An 18,703-nucleotide genomic window follows, 5' to 3' on the forward strand; every position below is an offset into this window, starting at 1 on the left:
TTTCACGATTGGTCGAAAACCCCTTTCATTAATTACAGGAATCTCTATTTTTGGACTGTGATGGAAGCCAAATTGATCAGCAGTCTCCAAAATCCTTTGGTAAAAAGAACACTGCTCCTTAAAGAAAAAGCCAGGGAACGGAAGAAAACCGGCCGTTTTGTTGTGGAAGGCAGGCGCGAGATGGAACTGGCCCAAAAAGGAGGCTATGTTTTGGAAGTGGTATTTTTTTGCACTGAAGTCCTTGCTGATACGAATATCGATGCCTTTTTAGGGAACCCTCAAACCGAATTGGTCCAACTTACCCAACAGGTTTATGAAAAACTGGCCTATCGGGAAACCACGGAAGGTATTCTGGCCATTGCGAAAAGTAAGTCCCATGCCTTGGATGGGATTCAATTCAAGAGCAAATCCCCCTTGATTCTTGTGGCCGAAGCCCCCGAAAAACCGGGCAACGTGGGAGCCTTGTTGCGAACCGCGGATGCAGCTGCCTTGGATGCTGTGCTAATCGCCAATCCAAAATCCGACCTGTATAACCCCAATATTATCCGTTCCAGTGTGGGCTGTGTCTTTACCAATACGATCGGAATGGGTACCACCGAAGAAATCATTGATTTCCTTAAAACAAATAACGTAACCATCCATTGCGCGGCCTTATCGGCCTCCAAAAACTATGTGGAATGCGACTTTAAACCCGCTACGGCCATTGTTGTGGGCACCGAGGCTACAGGTCTAACAAAAGATTGGCTGCAAAACTCCGACCAAAATGTGATCATTCCCATGCAGGGTGAAATAGACTCCATGAATGTTTCCGTATCGGCGGCAATACTTATATTTGAAGCCAAGCGGCAACGTGGATTTTAAGCTATGGAGAAAAATCTACTCTTTTATGTGATCCTTGCGATTTTGGCCATCCAGTATTTGGTGCATTTGCTACTGGAATATTTGAACGCCAAACGATTCAAATCCAAAGTACCCCCAGAGCTTTCCGATGTTTTTGACGAAGCGGAATATCAAAAATCCCAAGAATACAAAAAGGCCAATTACCGTTTTGGGTTGCTTTCCGATGGATTTTCCCTTGTCATCACCTTGGGCTTTTTATGGTTTGGGGGATTTGAATGGGTAGACCAACTGACACGCTCCTTCACAGAGAACCCCATTCCCATGGCATTGCTATTTTTTGGGTTCATCATGTTGGGAAGCGCAATCATAGGGCTGCCATTCTCATACTACAAAACCTTTGTGATCGAAGAAACCTACGGTTTTAACAAGACCACAAAAAAACTGTTCTTTTTGGACAAGCTCAAAGGAGCTATCCTTACCATTCTTTTTGGCGGTGGAATACTTTCATTGTTCATGCTCTTTTACCAATGGACCGGTCCAAATTTTTGGCTCTATGCATGGTTGCTCATTGGAACGGTCATTCTTTTCATCAACCTGTTCTACAGCCGACTGATCGTACCCTTGTTCAACAAACAGACTCCTCTGGATGATGGTAGCCTAAAGAACGCCATTGAAAATTATGCCCAAAAAGTGGGATTCGAACTCAAGAATATCTTTGTGATCGATGGGTCCAAACGATCTACCAAGGCCAACGCCTATTTTTCTGGATTGGGCAAGGAAAAACGCATTACACTTTTTGACACATTGATCAATGACCTCGATGAGGAGGAAATCGTGGCCGTATTGGCCCATGAAGTAGGTCACTACAAAAGAAAGCATATCATATTCAACCTTTTGGCCTCCTTGGGTACCATGGGCCTTACCCTATACATCCTGTCGGTATTCATCAACCATCCAGAGATTTCAAGGGCCATTGGGGTTTCCATTCCGAGTTTTCATGCAGGGCTTATTGGGTTTGCTTTATTGTACAGCCCCATTTCGGAAATCACGGGACTTGCCATGAACTATTTGTCACGAAAATTTGAGTTCCAAGCGGACGACTATGCCAAAACGACCTTTGCGGCCACTCCGCTGGTCACCTCGTTAAAAAAGCTTTCCAAGAACAGTTTGAGCAATCTCACCCCGCATCCCGCATATGTTTTTGTGCACTATTCCCATCCCCCATTGGTTGAGCGCATCAGGAACTTAAAGGCATAGTTTTTGTTGTTTAGCTGTAAAGATTGTGCTAACTTTAATATACTATGACGGAGGCAGCCATTGAAAAAGAAAACAAAGAGATTGCCAAGCAGTATAAAGAATTGCTTCGCATTAGCTATCAGACCTTGTCCGATGAGGACAAAAAACTGATACGCTCCGCCTTTGATGTGGCCGTGGATGCCCATAAGGAACAACGTAGAAAATCTGGCGAGGCCTATATTTTCCACCCCATAGCGGTGGCCAAGATTGTGGCCTCCAAAATTGGTCTGGATGCCGTTTCCATTGCTTCTGCCCTACTCCATGATGTGGTTGAGGACACTCCCTACACCTTGGCCGATATTGAGCGCATGTTCGGCGAAACCGTGGCCCGTATTGTGGACGGACTTACCAAGATAGCCCACCTCAAAAAGGATATGGACATCAGTCAGCAAGCAGAGAATTTCCGAAAAATGCTGTTGACCCTGCATGACGATGTCCGGGTAATCATCATCAAAATTGCCGATCGCTACCACAACATGCTCACCATGGATTCCATGCCCGAGCACAAGCAGGTAAAAATCGCTTCGGAAACCTTATACATTTACGCTCCGTTGGCCCACAGGATCGGTCTGTACAACATCAAGACCCACTTGGAGGACCTAGCCCTAAAATATACGGAACCCGAAGTCTACAAGGACATTCAGGCAAAAATCGTGGACTCTGAGGAGGACCAAATGGCCTATATCGAGGATTTCTCCAATGTAATCCGAAATTCATTGGACAAGGAAGGTCTCAATTATTACATCAAAGGGCGGATGAAATCCATTTTTTCCATCCGGAGAAAGATGAAGGCCCAAAATGTCTCCTTTGACGAGGTGTATGACAAGTTTGCCATACGGATCATCTATAAATCCGATCGCAAGAATGAAAAATTTCTGGCCTGGAAAATCTATTCCATAGTCACGGATCACTTTACCCCCAACCCTGTTCGACTCAGGGACTGGATCACCTCCCCAAAATCAACGGGATATGAGGCATTGCACATCACCGTCATGGGTCCAAAAGGCAGATGGGTAGAGGTACAGATACGCAGTGAGCGGATGCACGAAATAGCCGAAAAAGGCTATGCCGCACACTTTAAATACAAACACGGGGACCAAAAGGAACAAGGTATTGAAGGATGGCTCAACCGTTTGCAGGAAGCCTTGGAAAGTGCCAATGGCAATGCCGTGGACTTTGTGGAAGAGTTTAAACTCAACCTATATTCCAAGGAAATTTTTGTCTTTACCCCCAAAGGAGATCTAAAATCCATGCCTAAAGGGGCCACTGCCTTGGACTTTGCCTTCCATATCCATACTGAAATTGGTATGAAAACCCGTGGGGCCCGAGTAAATGGAAAGCTGGTACCCCTAGGCACCCAACTCAAGAGTGGCGATCAAGTGGAGATCATCACCTCGGAAAGTGCCAAACCCTCACAGACTTGGTTGGACTACACCCAAACGGCAAGGGCTCGTTCCAAGATCAAATCCTCATTAAGTGAAGAAAAGAAAGCTGTTGCTGCCGAGGGAAAGGAAATCCTGCGCAGAAAGTTAAAGTCACAAAAAATAACCTTGAATGAGGATGCCATCAACAAGTTGGTCACCTATTTTAAGTTAAAGACCAGTCTGGACCTTTTCTACCGAGTGGGCATCGGAGTCATAGACAATGATAAATTGAAGGATTTTGCCTCATCCTATCATAACGCCTTCCTGAATTTCTTCAAAAATAAAATCCGAAGGAGTCCTGCCCCAAAGGATGTTGACAAGGATGAAATCACCACCAAATATGACATGCTCGTATTTGGAAAGGAAGAGGAAAAGCTGAACTACAAACTGTCCCAATGCTGCAATCCCATTCCGGGTGACGATGTTTTTGGTTTTGTAAGCGTAAACGATGGCATCAAGGTGCATAAGAAAAATTGTCCCAACGCCATTTCATTACAATCCAACTACGCTTACCGGATCATGACCGCCAAGTGGATAGATTCCACGCAAGAAGAGTTTTCGGTGGATATTAAATTGGCCGGTATAGATAACTTAGGATTGGTAAACGATATTACCCGGATCATTTCGGACAATATGCATGTGAACATGCGCAACCTTAACTTTAATGCAGATGGAGGCACGTTTACCGGAAAGATCACCTTGGTGGTAAAAAACAACAACATCCTGAAAAAGTTAATGGACAATCTAAAGCGGGTCGAGGGAATAGATAAAGTGACCAGAATTTAATTTTTAGCTGTACCTTTGTGCATTAGCATAGGTAGAGAAAGCCATGGGGAACAACAAAAATCAGGAAATCGTAAAAAATGTGTTCACTGCCTTCCTTGAGGAAAAAGGACACCGCAAAACACCGGAACGCTACGCTATCCTACAGGAAATCTATGAGAGTGATGACCACTTTGACGTGGAGTCCCTCTATATTAAGATGAAAACCAAAAACTACCGGGTAAGCCGGGCCACACTCTACAATACCATAGAATTGCTGATGGAATGCAAACTGGTACGCAAGCACCAGTTTGGAAAAAGTCAGGCGCAATACGAGAAATCCTATTTTGATCGCCAGCACGACCATGTGATCTTGACCGATACCGGTGAGGTGGTTGAATTCTGCGACCCTCGCATTCAATCCATCAAGAAAACCATTGAAGAGGTTTTTGATATCAAGATCAGCAATCACTCATTATATTTCTACGGCACCCGAAACAAAGAAAAGAACCTAACTGAATAACCGACACATTTCATGGTAGATTTATTGCTTGGACTCCAATGGGGAGACGAAGGAAAAGGAAAAATTGTTGATGTACTGACCAAGGAATACGATATCATAGCCCGTTTTCAAGGTGGTCCAAACGCTGGCCACACCTTGGAGTTCGATGGCATTAAACACGTATTGCATACCATCCCTTCCGGGATTTTTCACAAAAATGCCATCAATGTTGTGGGCAACGGAGTGGTCATAGACCCCGTGATATTTAAAAAGGAACTGGAGAATCTGGATCAATTCAACATTGATATTGTATCCAAGCTATTGATATCCAGAAAAGCACACCTAATCCTGCCTACCCACCGTTTATTGGATGCCGCTTCCGAAGCCTCCAAGGGAAAGGCCAAAATAGGGTCTACCTTAAAGGGTATTGGCCCTACGTATATGGACAAGACCGGACGCAATGGAATGCGCGTGGGTGATTTGGAGTTTGAGGATTGGAAAACCAAATACCGTGCCTTGGCTGACAAACATGAGGCCATGATCAACTTCTACAACGTGGAAATAGAGTACAATTTGGCTGAATTGGAAGCCGAATTCTGTGAAGGTGTGGAAAGGTTGAAAACGTTGACTTTCATAGATAGCGAGGAATATATCTTCAAGGCCCAGGCCGAAGGCAAAAAAATATTGGCGGAAGGTGCCCAAGGGTCTCTTTTGGACATTGATTTTGGCACCTACCCCTATGTAACCTCATCCAATACCACGGCAGCAGGAGCCTGTACAGGTTTAGGCGTGGCCCCAAATAAAATTGATAGGGTACTGGGTATTTTCAAGGCCTATACCACACGTGTGGGCAGTGGACCTTTCCCAACAGAGCTTTTTGATGCCGATGGCGAGACCATGGGTCGAGTGGGCAATGAATTTGGCGCCACCACAGGAAGACCAAGACGTTGTGGTTGGCTGGATTTGGTGGCATTGAAATACGCCGTTCAAATCAATGGGGTAACCGAATTGATGATGATGAAGGCCGATGTACTCAGTGGCTTTGAAACCATCAAGGTTTGTACCGCTTACGATTACAATGGTGAAAAAATCAATCATTTGCCCTACAACATTGAGGAGAAGAACGTGACCCCCATTTATGAGGAACTAAAAGGTTGGGCCAAAGATCTGACCCAAATGACCAAAGCGGAAGAACTCCCTTCTTCCCTAAATGACTATATCTCATTTTTGGAAGAACACCTAGGTGTTCCTATAAAGATTGTTTCCGTAGGTCCGGACAGACTTCAGACCATACTGCGTTGAACTAAACTGCAAGTCCCAAGGTATCCAACGGGCTTGTAATATGCTGTAGTGAGCTGTTGGTGACGTGTGCACTATGGCCCAGTAATTTCTGTATTATTCCAATATCTGTCCCAGCATCCAAAAGATGTGAGGCATAAGCATGCCTAAGGCTGTGCATGGTAATATGCTTTTTAATTTTTGCCGTGGAGCGGGCGGTTTTCAACTATTTTTCCCAGACTGGATTCAGATTATACCTTTCTATGGGCACCATAGAAGAAATGATTTTGGGAACAATAGCTCCGGTCATACTCTCGCCAATGGACCAATAACTTTTTGGTGGAGGCCCCATAATTTCTTTGCTCTATAAACTCCACTATTTTGGAAAGGATTCTAGGCACATTAAATCTTTCGATTGGAGTCTGTGCCGAAAATTCTTGAAGCTTGACCAGATGTGCGGCATAGGATTTAACGGTACTGGGACTGTAATGATTTAGTGCTAAAAAAACTGAAAACTTAGCAATTGTATCTTTATCTGCCATTTTGGTGGTTATATTAAATTTTTTAACCAACTTAAGCACAACCTTTTAAGGGTTTATAATTGACAGTCAGCCTATTTTAGTTGACGTATCTTTATACAACCGTTAGGCACAAGCTGAACAAACGAATGGGCAAAGAAAAACCAAGACTTGCAAGATTGACAGCAATCCTGACCCAATTACAATCAAAACGGATTGTAACTGCAAGGGACATTGCCAAAAAGCATAGCGTAAGCATCAGAACTGTTTATCGTGATATTCGTACTTTGGAACAATCGGGAATTCCGATAGTCACGGAAGAAGGTAAGGGCTATTCTTTGATGGATGGATACAAACTTCCTCCGGTATTATTTACAGAGGAAGAAGCCAATGCCCTAATAACAGCAGAGCAAATTGTTGGAAACAATCCTGACGAATCCTTGATACAATCGTTCGATGCGGCTCTCGAAAAAATAAGAGCAGTTCTAAGGTATTCCCAAAAAGAAAAGACTGAATTGCTTACGGAAAGACTACAAATAAGGAGTTACAGCAAATCTGAAAGAACAAGCCAGTATCTTATAAGACTCCAAAAGGCAATAACAGAATATCAACTTATTGAATTAAGGTATTTATCGGAAAAAGGTGAGCAAACCAACCGAAGGGTAGAACCTTTTGCCTTGATTCAAACCCAAGAAAACTGGTTGTTAATTGCGTTTTGCAGATTACGAAATGAGTTCAGGACATTTAGACTGGACAGAATAGAACATCTCTTTCTGACTACAATCAACTTTGAGCCCCATAAAATAACGCTTGAAGAGTACTTTGAAGAAAGAAAGAAGCATTGGGATTGCACCCCTGACATACCTTAGACACAAGGCAACTTTACCTTTGCATTGAATCATAAAATAATCAACGATGCAAACAGTAAAAATTGAACCTTTTAAGGTAATCGGAATTGCAATAAGAACTACAAATGAAAATGGACAATCAGCCCAAGACATAGGTCAACTTTGGGTAAAATTTATGTTAGAAGCAATTGCAGAAAAAATCCCGAACAAAATTGATGATAGCATATTTTCGGTTTATACCAACTACCAAGGAGACCATACCCAGCCTTATGACACAATATTAGGGTGTAAGGTAAGTTCATTGGAAGAAATTCCAGAAGGAATGGTGGGGCAATCCTTTAATGGTGGCACATATGGTAAATTTATTTCAAAAGGTGATTTGACCAAAGGAGTGGTATTTGGAACCTGGACAGAAATCTGGAACAAAAGCTTGAATAGAGTCTTCACCGCGGACTTTGAAATTTATGGCCCAAAATCACAAAATCCAACTGACGCAGAAGTTGAAATTTATGTAGGACTCAAAAATGGCAAAAATGATTAACCTAAATGTAACAACAAGTCCTGAGTTTAAAGACAAGCTTTTATCATATCCCGACTTTGTCCGGGGTAAGATGCAATTTCTACGGGAACTCGTCCTTGAAACAGCCATAGAGATACCTGAAATCACAAACTTGGAAGAGACCTTGAAATGGGGTGAACCAAGTTTTTTAACCAGAACTGGAAGTACCTTGAGAATGGATTGGAAGAAAAAGGCACCAGAACAATATCAGATGTATTTCAAATGTACAAGTAGATTGGTAAAGACCTTTAAATTGGTATTTGGAGATTTGTTCACTTACGAGAAGAATAGGGCAATAATATTTCAACTTGAGCAAGAAATTCCAGTATTAGAATTGAAAAAATGTATAAAAGCGACTTTAATATATCATAAAGTGAAAAATGATTTAACTTTAGGAATATGAATGCCAGTGGGTAACAATGAATATGAAACCATAGCCGCAATCACGGCGGGTTCAACTACCCGTCGACTGCACCCGGGGCAGGCTCAATCGAATCCACTCGGAATTGCTAATGCCAGCACTTAACCAAAAAACAACAACTTAAAACCCGTAACTGACAATTACACTAGACCGTTGGCAAAATGCCTTCGGCCGCTCGGCCAGCACCAATAAGGTACTTTTGACACATCTGTAACCTTGGTCACTCCCAAGACAATACCTTTTCCATAAATTTGATACAGTAATAAAACTACAAAACCTTAACACTAAAAAGAAAATATCATGTCAAACCTCAATCAAATTGGTCTCGATAAAAAAGCGTCAAACGCATTGTCCGAAAAACTGAATGAACTTCTGGCGAACTACCAGATTTTCTACATGAATGCCAGAGGATTCCACTGGAACATCAAAGGGGAAAAGTTTTTTGAACTGCATTTAAAATTTGAGGAACTTTACAACGATTCCCTCTTAAAAATTGATGAGATTGCCGAAAGAATCCTTACCCTAGGATTTACCCCGCTCCATACCTTTGCGGACTATTCTGGACTGTCCACCATCAAGACTGCCAAAAACGTATCGGATGGTAAAGAAGCGGTAAGCCAAATTTTAAGCGGATACGAGGTGCTTCTACCCTTGGAAAGGGAGCTTTTGGAAATGTCCGGCGACTCCAACGATGAGGGCACCAATGCCCTAATGAGTGATTACATCAGGGAGCAGGAAAAGCTGGTTTGGATGTATTCCGCCTACTTGAACGGGTAGCAAAAACAAGATAATCCTTTCTTCAAATCCCAAAGCTTTCTAAAGTCCATGTACAACTTGCTCTAAAAGTCATACTTTTGGACAAAATTCTGCGGATTTGAAAAGGATTTCTTTTTTCATTTTGGTCCTTTCCTTTTGTATGGCCACGGCCCAAGAGGAAGCACCACAGACCCAAGGTAGGCAAATCAACATTGTATATGGGGCCAACTTCACCAAGAATGAGGCCGAATATCCAGGAGCATCCATCTTTAGTAAGGACGATCAGCGCCAAGTACAGTTTGAACACCAAGGAGCCGATTTATGGTGCGATATCGCCATTTTTTATTCCAAAGAGAATAGACTGAGAGCAGTGGGCAATGTTCGGTTGCAGCAGGGCGATTCCATTGAAATGAACAGTGCACGACTGGACTGGAACGGTAATACCAGTTTGGCCAAGGCATGGGAAAATGTAGACCTTTCCGATGGAAAAATGACCTTGACCACGGACACCCTCTATTTTGATCGGGAAAAGCAGATTTCCTACTACAATTCAGGGGGAAAGGTAGTGGACTCGGTCAATGTGCTTACCAGTAAAATTGGCACCTACTTTACCGAGCTTAAAAAAGTCCAGTTCAAGAACAAGGTCCATATAGACAACCCTGAGTACATCATCGACTCGGAGCAATTGGATTATTACAGGATTTCCAAAAACGTATACATGTACGGCCCCTCCACCATAACAGGGGAAGATTACAAAATCTACTGTGAACGCGGTTTTTACGACACCAAGGTGGAGCAAGGGTACGGAATAAAAAACACCCGAATTGATTACGACAATAAAATCATCAAAGGGGATAGTCTTTATTTTGATAAGGCCACGGAGTATGCCTCAGCCACCAACAACATCAAAATTACGGACACGATCAACGATGGGGTTATAAAAGCGCACTATGCCGAAGTGTTCAAGGCCAAGGATTCTGTTTTTGCCACCAAAAGGGCGGTTTCCATCAGCTTGGTGCAAAACGATTCACTGTATATGCATGGGGACACCCTTATGGCGACAGGCAAAACCGATGAACGAATCGTGCGCGCCTTTCGCAATGCAAAATTTTACAAAACCGACCTGAGTGGAAAATGCGATTCCATCCACTTTAGCGAAAAAACAGGCATCACCCAATTGATCACCAATCCCATACTTTGGAACGTGGACAATCAAATTACAGGAGACAGTATCCATCTGATTTCAGACCTGGAAACGGAAAAATTGGATTCCCTCAAAGTGTTGGAAAATGCATTTATCATCTCTTTGGACACCATCAGCGGAACAGGCTACAACCAGGCCAAGGGCAAGGACCTTTTTGGAAAGTTTGTTGAAAATGAGCTCAAAATCATAGACCTCGTCAAAAACACCGAAGTCATTTATTACGTGTACAATGATGATGACGAACTGGTTGGTATAGACAAAACCATTTGCAGTAAAATACGCTTGCTCATGGCCAATAATGATATTGAGGATATCACCTTTTTTGTAAACCCGGATGGTGACATTTTTCCGGAAAAGGATCTACCTGTTGAAAGTAGAAAATTAAAAGGCTTTATCTGGCGTGGCGATGAACGCATCCGCTCCAAGGATGAAATTTTTGACGAGGACGACAATAACATCGAACTGGTAAAGATTCGGGGCATTGAAAATCCCATTGATATTGATGCCGAGGAAGAGGAGCGGAGCAAGAATGAAAACGACCCCGTCAACAACATCAATTCCAAAGCCACAAAACCTAAAAAGACACAGGTCCAAAAAGTGCAGACCCCCTAATGTCAAAAGAGGACTTTTTCACATATCAGGCGCAGACCTCCCCGCACCCCTTGGGCTTGGAGATTTCCCATGCCAAGGGCAGCTACATCTATGATAGGAATGGCAACGCCCATTTGGATTTTGTGGCCGGTGTGTCCGCCTGTGGATTGGGCCACTGCCACCCCAAGGTGGTAAAGGCCATAAAAGAGCAAGTGGACCGCTACATGCATGTAATGGTCTATGGCGAATACGTTCAGCAACCTGCTGTGGAGTTCACCAAATTATTGGCTGCGCACCTTCCCAAGGATTTGGAGACCACTTATTTGGTCAACTCTGGAACTGAAGCCATGGAAGGCGCCCTAAAATTGGCCCGAAGATATACAGGACGTACCCAAATTATTGCGGCCCACAGGGCATATCATGGCAATACCATGGGAAGCTTGAGCATCATGGGCTTTGAGGAGCGTAAAAGCGCATTTAGACCCTTACTGCCCGATGTTCGGTTCATCAACTTCAATGCTGTTGAAGATTTGGAAAAGATCACGGACAAGACCGCTGCGGTGGTTTTAGAGACCATTCAGGGTGGTGCCGGCTTTATTCTCCCCCAAAATGGATATCTGCAAAAAGTCCGGGAGCGTTGCAACGAGGTCGGTGCCCTTTTGATCTTGGATGAAATACAACCAGGATTTGGACGTACCGGCAAGCTGTTTGCCTTTGAACATTTTAACTGTATCCCGGACATTTTGGTCATTGGAAAAGGAATGGCATCCGGATTGCCCGTTGGTGCCTTTGTGGCCTCCCACAAAATGATGGCCACCCTTCAAGACCATCCTAAACTGGGACACATCACCACTTTTGGCGGAAATCCCGTCATAGCCGCTGCCAGTTTGGCCACTTTACAGGAAATCACTGGATCACAGCTTATTGGGGACACCCTTGAAAAAGAAAAACTCTTCCGAAAGCTTTTGGTACATCCTTTGATTGAAGAAATACGGGGCAAAGGATTAATGATCGCCTTGCTATTGCAAAACAAGGAAATCGTTAATCATTTGATCCTGACCGCCGCCAAGGAAGGACTGATTCTTTTTTGGTTGCTCTTTGAGCCAAAAGCGGTTCGGATATCGCCCCCATTGACCATTTCAATGAAAGAAATTGAGAAAGGTTGCGACCAAATTCTCGACATTTTAAATCGCTATAAACCGGCCACTGTTAACTAATTTGTTGATAACATACCCCAAAGTTGGACCAATTCACCTGTGCAAACGGTTAATTTTAAGTCCATAGTCAAACCAAACAAGTTCCTATGGCGTTAGATTCTAACGAACATCCTGACAAATCCATTAGCAAATTCGAGTCCATGCTTCGGACAGATGATGTCTACTTTTTTGATGCAGAGGACTTTGAAGAGATTATTCACCACTACCTCAACAACGGTAAAATTTCCTTGGGCAAAAAGGCCATCCAGATTGGATTGGAACAACATCCAAATTCCCTTGAATTAAAGTTGTTACAGGTAGAAGTGCTTGCTTTTGAGGACAAATATGAGGCCGCTGAAAAGTTGTTGGACGAAATCCAGAACTTGGACGCCTACAATGAGGAAATCTACATACAGCGTGCCAACCTACAATCCAAGCAAGATAACCATCAAGAAGCCGTAAACCTGCTTCTGGAAGCCCTGCATCTCACGGACGACAGTTTTGATATCCATTCCCTATTGGGCATGGAATACCTGTTTATGGACGATTATGAGAAGGCCAAACGGAGCTTTATGAAATGTGTGGAGTATGATGACCGGGACTATTCATCGCTCTACAATGTGGTATACTGTTTTGAGTTTTTGGAAGATTTTGATGGGGCCATCCATTATTTGAACGATTATTTGGAGCGAAACCCCTACTGTGAGGTCGCTTGGCACCAATTGGGCAAAATGTACTATGCCATGGATATGTATCCGGAGGCGTTGACTGCCTTTGATTTTGCGGTCATCTCCGACGACTCCTTCATAGGAGCCTATTTTGAAAAAGGCAAGGTGCTCGAAAAACTGGGCCGCTACAATGAGGCCATTGAAAACTATGAGACCACCATCACCATAGAGGACCCAACCTCCCATGCTTTCCTGCGATTGGGTAAATGTCATGAAAAATTGGGCAATACGGATTTGGCCAAATATTACTATTACAATACCGTTCACGAAGACCCATTATTGGACAAAGGATGGCTGGCCATTACCGATTTCCACTTTAATCTGAAGGATTATGAAAAGGCATTGTACTACATCAACAAGGCTATAAATATTGATGGCGAAAACACATTGTATTGGAAGAAGGCCGCAAAAATCTATTTCGCCATGGAAAATTATGACGAAGCTGATTTTGCGTACAAACAAACCGTAGATCTAGGGAACTATGAGTTGAGTACTTGGAGAAACTGGGCCGAGACCCTCAAAAGAATCGGGGATTTGGATTCTTCCATCCAAGTGGTCATCCAAGGGCTTGAGTTTTACCCTGAAAATCCTGAACTCACATACAAATTGGCCGGACTCTACCTGAAAAATGGGGAAATGGCAGAAGCCAAGAAAAAATTGGCGGAGGCCATTCACTTGGATATGGACAAACTACAGTTATTTGATGAGGAATTCCCTGAGTTCAGCGAAATTAAATGGGTAAAAGCCTTTGTATCCAAAATCAAGAAGACCTCTACCTAATCTAAAATCACATCCCAAATCCATGCAAGTACGACGATTAGCCGACTACATCATTATTACCCTTAAAGGAATGGCCATGGGTGCCGCGGATGCCGTACCCGGTGTCTCCGGAGGAACCATTGCCCTTGTTTCCGGCATTTATAAGGAGCTTGTAGAAACCATTGGCAATATCAACTATGGACTGTTGCAATTACTCTTCAAAGGAAAATTCCGTGATTTTTGGCAAAAGGCTAACGGCAATTTTATCTTGGCATTGGGCATTGGCATTCTGGTCAGCTATGTATCATTCATGAAACTGGCCAAATATCTCTTGGAATACCACCCCATATTGATTTGGTCCTTCTTTTTGGGACTCATCGCGGCCAGTATTTGGTATATGGCAAAACAAATTCCCAAATGGAGCTTGGCCACAATTATACTTATGGGTGTTGGGATTATTATTGGTTATCTGCTGACAACCCTTCCCAGTGCCCATACCAGCGACAACCTGATATACTTTTTTGTTTGTGCGGCAATTGCCATATGCGCCATGATACTTCCCGGTATTTCTGGTTCCTTTATCCTAATCTTACTTGGGGCGTACAGCACATTGAGCGCCGCCGTTTCGGATTTCGACATCAAGAGACTCCTAGTTTTTGTGGCTGGTGCCGTAATCGGGCTATTGAGCTTTTCCAAAGTACTGAAATGGCTATTGAATAAATACAACACACAAACCTTTGCGGTTTTAACAGGCCTGATCATTGGTTCCATAAATCAAATCTGGCCTTGGAAAAAAGTATTGGAAACCAAAACTTTTGGTGACAAGACCATTGTTGTGGACGATATCAATGTCTGGCCCTCCGCATTTGAAGGGGACAATCAGTTAATCCTAGCCATAATCCTAGCCATAATCGGTTTTTCGCTTATTTTTATCCTGGAAAGGGTAGCTTCCAAAAAATAGACAAATCGAATTGGGCAAATGCATCAACCGAGAACATTTCTGGATAATTTCTTTTTGGTCATCAAAGGACTCTGCATGGGAGCGGCCAATAAGGTGCCAGGGGTTTCAGGAGGCATTGTGGCCTTTGTGGGCGGGTTTTACGAGGAATTCATTTATTCACTCCAAAAACTCAATTCAAAAGCCGTAAAACTCCTTTTCAATGGTCGGTTCAAGAGTTTTTACCAATACACCAATGCCCAATTTTTAATGCTCCTCATTTTCGGGATGCTGGTGAGCTATTTCAGCGTTTCCCGAATTTTGGATTATTTCTTGGAACACAACGAACTCCTTGTATGGGCCACCTTTTTTGGGATGATATTGGGCTCCATCTATTACATCGCCAAAGATTATAATGCTTGGAACCAAAGGACCATTCCCGTAGGGATTGTAGGTCTGTTGATTGGAATTTCCATCAGTTTTTTAAGCCCGGCCACCGAGAACGACAATCTATTTTTTATCTTTTTCTGTGGAATCATCAGCGTTTCGGGAATGACCCTCCCCGGACTTTCTGGATCGTTTATATTGATTCTTTTAGGGAATTATGTCTTGCTATTGGTCGATTCGGTAAACGCACTCTATGATACCTTCTCCGACATTTTCGCTGGGGATTTTGGCTTTTTGAACAATGCGGAACGAATGCGGACCCTAAAAATACTGGGCATCTTCACCTTGGGTTCTGCAACCGGACTAGTCACTTTTTCCCATTTGCTCAGTTATGTGCTCAAACACTACAAGGCATCGACAACCGCAGCCATCTTGGGTTTCATTACCGGCTCTTTAGGGGTATTGTGGCCTTGGAAACGTACCATGTACAAAATGGACGCCGTAGGAAATCCATTATTGGACTCCAATGGCGATAAGATAATCCTCAATTACGAACGCTATCTTCCCAATTTGGGCCTTACCGAAACATGGTGGGCCATACTTTTTGTGATTTTGGGAATTTTGGTATTATTGCTCTTGGACTGGTATGGAAAAAACAGAAAAGAAAGAAAAAAGGTACGGACTACTCGGTAAGAACATTTCATACTCCTTTTCCCAAGGGTATTTTACCCAAAAATTCAAGGACTTGGGGTTGAACGACCACAGTTATGAAAACTTTGACCTTCAGGAAATCACCGAACTGGAGCGGGTCTTGTCCCAAAATCAGCTTAAGGGACTCAACGTTACCATCCCCTACAAAGAGGAGGTCATCCCCTATTTGGATGAAATGGACGCCCAAGCCGCAAAAATAGGCGCCGTAAACACCATTAAATTCACCAAGCTGGGCCTAAAAGGCTTCAATACCGATGCCCATGGTTTTAAAAAATCATTGGAACCCTTCCTAAAGCCCCACCATACCAAAGCCCTTATTCTGGGGACAGGGGGAGCCTCCAAAGCCGTGCGTTTTGTCTTGGATGAACTGGGCATCGCCAACACTTTCGTCTCAAGAACCAAAAAAGAAGGTCAACTCACCTATGAGGAATTGGATCAAAGCATCCTTGAAGAATGCACCCTGATCATTAACTGCACACCATTGGGCACCCACCCCAATGTGGAGAACAAACCCGACTTGCCGTATCAGTTCATTGGAAATGACCATTTACTGTACGATCTCATCTACAATCCCGAAAAAACTACCTTTTTGGCCCTTGGAGAGGCCAATGGGGCTGCCATCTGCAATGGGCTGAAGATGTTGCAATACCAAGCTGAAAAAGCGTGGGAAATTTGGAATACCCCCTAAAAAAAGCGAAAAACATACTGTTCAGGGCAATCAATACAACAAAAAAGTTGTGCAAAAGAAGAATCAATACTTTTGCTATTAGACAATTAAGTTGCTAACTTGGCTATAATTATCATCAATCCAACGGTAAAGAGACTACTAATGCAGGAAAATGAACATAAACTTCAGCAAGCTGAAGGTGGCGCAGAGAACATATCGGACACTACAAAAAAAACCTTGGAAGAAAGCCCCATTTCTGAACCAAAACCATCCGACAATGCCGTTCCTGAACAAATAGAGAACACAACCCCCAAAGACAACCCTGAGGAGACCGGAGATCCAGAAGTGGAAAAAGCAGCCACCCCAGAGGTCTCCAATACCACTGATGAAAGTACCCCCGAGCAAACCGAGGATACCAAGTCAGAAGATAATACCACGTCCGATTCCGAGGACTCCAATGAGGTCATTGATGAAATTGACGCCGACAATGCAGAGGATGCAGAGGATTCCGACAATGAAAAAAGGCATTTTATCCCCATGTTGGATTACCACTCCATGTCCATGGAAAACCTTGTAGGTGAACTGCAACGTTTGGTGCGGAATGAAAAAATACAGGCCATTGGCAAACACGTAAGTTCCATTAAATACGAGTTTGACCAAAAATTCCAGGAGTTTTTGGAACATAAAAAGGAAGAGTTCGTGTCCAAGGGAGGAAACGAAGTGGATTTTAAATACAACTCCGTGGCCAAAAGGCAATTCAATGAGGTGTATGCAGACTACCGCGAAAAACGGGACCACTATTACAAGCAATTGGAGCAAAGTCTCAAGGACAACCTCCAAAAGCGCTTGGAAATCATTGAACAACTAAAAGGACTCATTGATGTTGAAGAGGACATCAACACCACTTACAAAAACTTTAAAGACCTTCAGGAAAACTGGAAGAATGCCGGTCCGGTACCCAGGGCGAGTTACAATGATGTTTGGCGCACCTACCACCACCATATGGAAATTTTCTATGATTTCCTGCACTTGAACCGTGAGTTGCGCGACTTGGATTTTAAACACAATTTGGAGGAAAAACTCAAATTGGTGGAGCGTGCCGAAGGATTGGTCAATGAACCCGACCTGACCAAGGCTTTTAGGGAACTGCAGACCCTGCACAAAATCTGGAAAGAAGATATAGGCCCTGTGGCCAAGGAACAACGCGAAGAGGTCTGGGAACGTTTCAGCAACGCCACCAAGGCCATGCACCAGCGAAGGCAAGAGCATTTCCAAGAACTGGAGAAGGTCTATGAAAAGAACCTTGAAAAAAAACAGGAGATTATTGGTAAAATTGCCAATATTGCCGAAAATGTAACCGAAAACCATAGAGCCCTCCAACAACAAATCAAAGAGGTAGAGGCTCTCAGGGACTCCTTTTTCAAAGCCGGAAAAGTTCCCCAAAGGGTCAATGAGGAAACTTGGAACGCCTTTAAGGAGACTGTACGCAAGTTCAACAGGAACAAAAACGCATTTTATAAAAACCAGAAAAAGGAACAACACCAAAATCTGGAAAAGAAAAGAGCTTTATTGGAACTGGCCACATCCTTGAAAGACAGCGATGACTGGAGTGCGGTAACCCCAGAAATGAAGCGTATCCAGAGCGAGTGGAAAAAAATCGGCCACGTGCCCAGAAAGTATTCCGACAAAATCTGGAACGAGTTCAAAAATGCCTGCAACCATTATTTTAACCGATTGCATGCCGAAAAGAACGAGAGCCATAAAGAGGAGTACGAAAACCTTGATAAGAAAATGGCCTGCTTGGACCGCCTTCGGGCCTTTCAATTGAGCGGGGACCGGGAAAAGGATTTGGAGACCCTCAAAAAATTTCTGGCCGAGTGGAAGGAGTATGGGCGTATCCCCTACAACAAAAAACACATTAACGGCAAGTTCAACAAGATTACGGATGCCCTTTTCAACAAATTGGGAATAGGAAAACAGCAGACCGAACTGCTCAAGTATGGCAATAAGGTACAAGAGCTTGCACAAACCGAGGATAACCGGGCCATTGGCAATGAACGGGTCTTTATCCGACGGAAAATCGACGAGAGCAAGTCAGAGATACGACAATTGGAGAACAATCTTCAGTTTTTCTCAGGAGATTCAGAAGACAATCCGTTGGTGAAGCAGGTAGTCGATAACCTGAACAAGCAGAAAGAAGCCCTCCAAACCTGGAAGGAAAAACTTAAAAAGCTGAACATCCTTGAAAACAAATTGAACAGGGAAGCGGAAGAAGAGGAAAATTCATCCGAAGAGGAATAGGCAAATATAAATCACTTA

The 18,703-nt window shown here is 43.4% G+C and carries 18 protein-coding genes; 16 read left to right on the forward strand and 2 right to left on the reverse strand.

Features of this window, described 5'->3' with window-relative positions:
- The first annotated feature begins 60 nt into the window (after nt 1–60).
- From ACPD8L_RS06515 to ACPD8L_RS06535, 5 genes are read left to right on the forward strand one after another with little or no spacing between them, the layout of a single operon-like run.
- Entirely contained in the window at nt 61–861 is an 801-nt protein-coding gene (locus ACPD8L_RS06515) for a TrmH family RNA methyltransferase (RefSeq protein WP_116218709.1), read from the forward strand.
- 3 nt (nt 862–864) lie between these two features.
- Nucleotides 865–2,097 (forward strand): M48 family metallopeptidase, encoded by a 1,233-nt coding sequence (locus ACPD8L_RS06520; protein ID WP_423942608.1) that lies wholly within the window; start codon nt 865–867, stop codon nt 2,095–2,097.
- Nucleotides 2,098–2,141: 44 nt separating this feature from the next.
- The gene (locus ACPD8L_RS06525; RefSeq protein WP_116218178.1) at nt 2,142–4,346 is read left to right on the forward strand and encodes a RelA/SpoT family protein; all 2,205 of its coding nucleotides are present in this window, start codon (nt 2,142–2,144) and stop codon (nt 4,344–4,346) included.
- A gap of 43 nt (nt 4,347–4,389) precedes the next feature.
- A complete protein-coding gene (locus ACPD8L_RS06530; RefSeq protein WP_116218179.1) occupies nt 4,390–4,845 on the forward strand; it encodes a Fur family transcriptional regulator in 456 nt (151 codons plus the stop codon).
- A gap of 12 nt (nt 4,846–4,857) precedes the next feature.
- The gene (locus ACPD8L_RS06535; protein WP_421809776.1) at nt 4,858–6,126 is read left to right on the forward strand and encodes an adenylosuccinate synthase; all 1,269 of its coding nucleotides are present in this window, start codon (nt 4,858–4,860) and stop codon (nt 6,124–6,126) included.
- Between the two features lies 1 nt (nt 6,127).
- Here ACPD8L_RS06535 and ACPD8L_RS06540 read toward each other — a convergent pair whose 3' ends face one another.
- The gene (locus ACPD8L_RS06540; RefSeq protein WP_421809777.1) at nt 6,128–6,328 is read right to left on the reverse strand and encodes a tyrosine-type recombinase/integrase; all 201 of its coding nucleotides are present in this window, start codon (nt 6,326–6,328) and stop codon (nt 6,128–6,130) included.
- Between the two features lie 25 nt (nt 6,329–6,353).
- Nucleotides 6,354–6,644 (reverse strand): hypothetical protein, encoded by a 291-nt coding sequence (locus ACPD8L_RS06545; RefSeq protein WP_293301631.1) that lies wholly within the window; start codon nt 6,642–6,644, stop codon nt 6,354–6,356.
- Between the two features lie 125 nt (nt 6,645–6,769).
- Between ACPD8L_RS06545 and ACPD8L_RS06550 the strand changes: the two genes are divergently transcribed.
- From ACPD8L_RS06550 to ACPD8L_RS06600, 11 genes are all read left to right on the forward strand, one after another.
- Complete coding sequence (locus ACPD8L_RS06550) at nt 6,770–7,489, forward strand: helix-turn-helix transcriptional regulator (RefSeq protein ID WP_293301633.1); 720 nt, start codon at nt 6,770–6,772, stop codon at nt 7,487–7,489.
- Nucleotides 7,490–7,535: 46 nt separating this feature from the next.
- The gene (locus tag ACPD8L_RS06555) at nt 7,536–8,009 is read left to right on the forward strand and encodes a GyrI-like domain-containing protein (protein ID WP_423942610.1); all 474 of its coding nucleotides are present in this window, start codon (nt 7,536–7,538) and stop codon (nt 8,007–8,009) included.
- Nucleotides 8,002–8,430, forward strand: a complete 429-nt coding sequence (locus ACPD8L_RS06560; RefSeq protein WP_423942612.1) for a DUF1801 domain-containing protein — start codon at nt 8,002–8,004, stop codon at nt 8,428–8,430. Before ACPD8L_RS06555 ends, ACPD8L_RS06560 begins: the two co-directional genes overlap by 8 nt.
- 318 nt (nt 8,431–8,748) lie before the next feature.
- A complete protein-coding gene (locus ACPD8L_RS06565; protein ID WP_116218184.1) occupies nt 8,749–9,225 on the forward strand; it encodes a Dps family protein in 477 nt (158 codons plus the stop codon).
- A 139-nt stretch (nt 9,226–9,364) separates the two neighbouring features.
- Nucleotides 9,365–11,020, forward strand: coding sequence for an OstA-like protein (locus tag ACPD8L_RS06570; protein ID WP_293304802.1), 1,656 nt, complete (start codon nt 9,365–9,367; stop codon nt 11,018–11,020).
- On the forward strand, nt 11,020–12,216 hold the full coding sequence (locus tag ACPD8L_RS06575; RefSeq protein ID WP_423942614.1) for an aspartate aminotransferase family protein: 1,197 nt from the start codon (nt 11,020–11,022) through the stop codon (nt 12,214–12,216). The genes ACPD8L_RS06570 and ACPD8L_RS06575 overlap by 1 nt, the downstream gene beginning before the upstream one ends.
- Nucleotides 12,217–12,302: 86 nt before the next feature.
- A complete protein-coding gene (locus ACPD8L_RS06580) occupies nt 12,303–13,703 on the forward strand; it encodes a tetratricopeptide repeat protein (protein WP_293301642.1) in 1,401 nt (466 codons plus the stop codon).
- Nucleotides 13,704–13,725: 22 nt separating this feature from the next.
- Entirely contained in the window at nt 13,726–14,643 is a 918-nt protein-coding gene (locus ACPD8L_RS06585; RefSeq protein WP_293301644.1) for a DUF368 domain-containing protein, read from the forward strand.
- A gap of 18 nt (nt 14,644–14,661) precedes the next feature.
- The gene (locus ACPD8L_RS06590; protein ID WP_116218188.1) at nt 14,662–15,699 is read left to right on the forward strand and encodes a DUF368 domain-containing protein; all 1,038 of its coding nucleotides are present in this window, start codon (nt 14,662–14,664) and stop codon (nt 15,697–15,699) included.
- The gene (locus ACPD8L_RS06595; protein WP_423942617.1) at nt 15,653–16,405 is read left to right on the forward strand and encodes a shikimate dehydrogenase family protein; all 753 of its coding nucleotides are present in this window, start codon (nt 15,653–15,655) and stop codon (nt 16,403–16,405) included. The genes ACPD8L_RS06590 and ACPD8L_RS06595 overlap by 47 nt, the downstream gene beginning before the upstream one ends.
- A gap of 141 nt (nt 16,406–16,546) precedes the next feature.
- Nucleotides 16,547–18,685: a DUF349 domain-containing protein gene (locus tag ACPD8L_RS06600; protein WP_423942619.1), complete on the forward strand. Its 2,139-nt coding sequence runs from the start codon at nt 16,547–16,549 to the stop codon at nt 18,683–18,685.
- The last annotated feature ends 18 nt before the right edge of the window (nt 18,686–18,703 follow it).

This window comes from Flagellimonas algicida (assembly GCF_049629585.1).
Taxonomy (GTDB): Bacteria; Bacteroidota; Bacteroidia; order Flavobacteriales; family Flavobacteriaceae; genus Flagellimonas.

What these genes read in the sequence shown, in the direction of transcription:
- ACPD8L_RS06545 (WP_293301631.1), bottom strand. Translation starts at nt 6,644, where the DNA reads ATGGCAGATAAAGATACAATTGCTAAGTTTTCAGTTTTTTTAGCACTA.
- ACPD8L_RS06550 (WP_293301633.1), top strand. Translation starts at nt 6,770, where the DNA reads ATGGGCAAAGAAAAACCAAGACTTGCAAGATTGACAGCAATCCTGACC.
- ACPD8L_RS06515 (WP_116218709.1), top strand. Translation starts at nt 61, where the DNA reads ATGGAAGCCAAATTGATCAGCAGTCTCCAAAATCCTTTGGTAAAAAGA.
- ACPD8L_RS06530 (WP_116218179.1), top strand. Translation starts at nt 4,390, where the DNA reads ATGGGGAACAACAAAAATCAGGAAATCGTAAAAAATGTGTTCACTGCC.
- ACPD8L_RS06600 (WP_423942619.1), top strand. Translation starts at nt 16,547, where the DNA reads ATGCAGGAAAATGAACATAAACTTCAGCAAGCTGAAGGTGGCGCAGAG.
- ACPD8L_RS06525 (WP_116218178.1), top strand. Translation starts at nt 2,142, where the DNA reads ATGACGGAGGCAGCCATTGAAAAAGAAAACAAAGAGATTGCCAAGCAG.
- ACPD8L_RS06565 (WP_116218184.1), top strand. Translation starts at nt 8,749, where the DNA reads ATGTCAAACCTCAATCAAATTGGTCTCGATAAAAAAGCGTCAAACGCA.
- ACPD8L_RS06575 (WP_423942614.1), top strand. Translation starts at nt 11,020, where the DNA reads ATGTCAAAAGAGGACTTTTTCACATATCAGGCGCAGACCTCCCCGCAC.
- ACPD8L_RS06585 (WP_293301644.1), top strand. Translation starts at nt 13,726, where the DNA reads ATGCAAGTACGACGATTAGCCGACTACATCATTATTACCCTTAAAGGA.
- ACPD8L_RS06590 (WP_116218188.1), top strand. Translation starts at nt 14,662, where the DNA reads ATGCATCAACCGAGAACATTTCTGGATAATTTCTTTTTGGTCATCAAA.
- ACPD8L_RS06520 (WP_423942608.1), top strand. Translation starts at nt 865, where the DNA reads ATGGAGAAAAATCTACTCTTTTATGTGATCCTTGCGATTTTGGCCATC.
- ACPD8L_RS06560 (WP_423942612.1), top strand. Translation starts at nt 8,002, where the DNA reads ATGATTAACCTAAATGTAACAACAAGTCCTGAGTTTAAAGACAAGCTT.
- ACPD8L_RS06570 (WP_293304802.1), top strand. Translation starts at nt 9,365, where the DNA reads ATGGCCACGGCCCAAGAGGAAGCACCACAGACCCAAGGTAGGCAAATC.
- ACPD8L_RS06535 (WP_421809776.1), top strand. Translation starts at nt 4,858, where the DNA reads ATGGTAGATTTATTGCTTGGACTCCAATGGGGAGACGAAGGAAAAGGA.
- ACPD8L_RS06595 (WP_423942617.1), top strand. Translation starts at nt 15,653, where the DNA reads ATGGAAAAAACAGAAAAGAAAGAAAAAAGGTACGGACTACTCGGTAAG.
- ACPD8L_RS06555 (WP_423942610.1), top strand. Translation starts at nt 7,536, where the DNA reads ATGCAAACAGTAAAAATTGAACCTTTTAAGGTAATCGGAATTGCAATA.
- ACPD8L_RS06580 (WP_293301642.1), top strand. Translation starts at nt 12,303, where the DNA reads ATGGCGTTAGATTCTAACGAACATCCTGACAAATCCATTAGCAAATTC.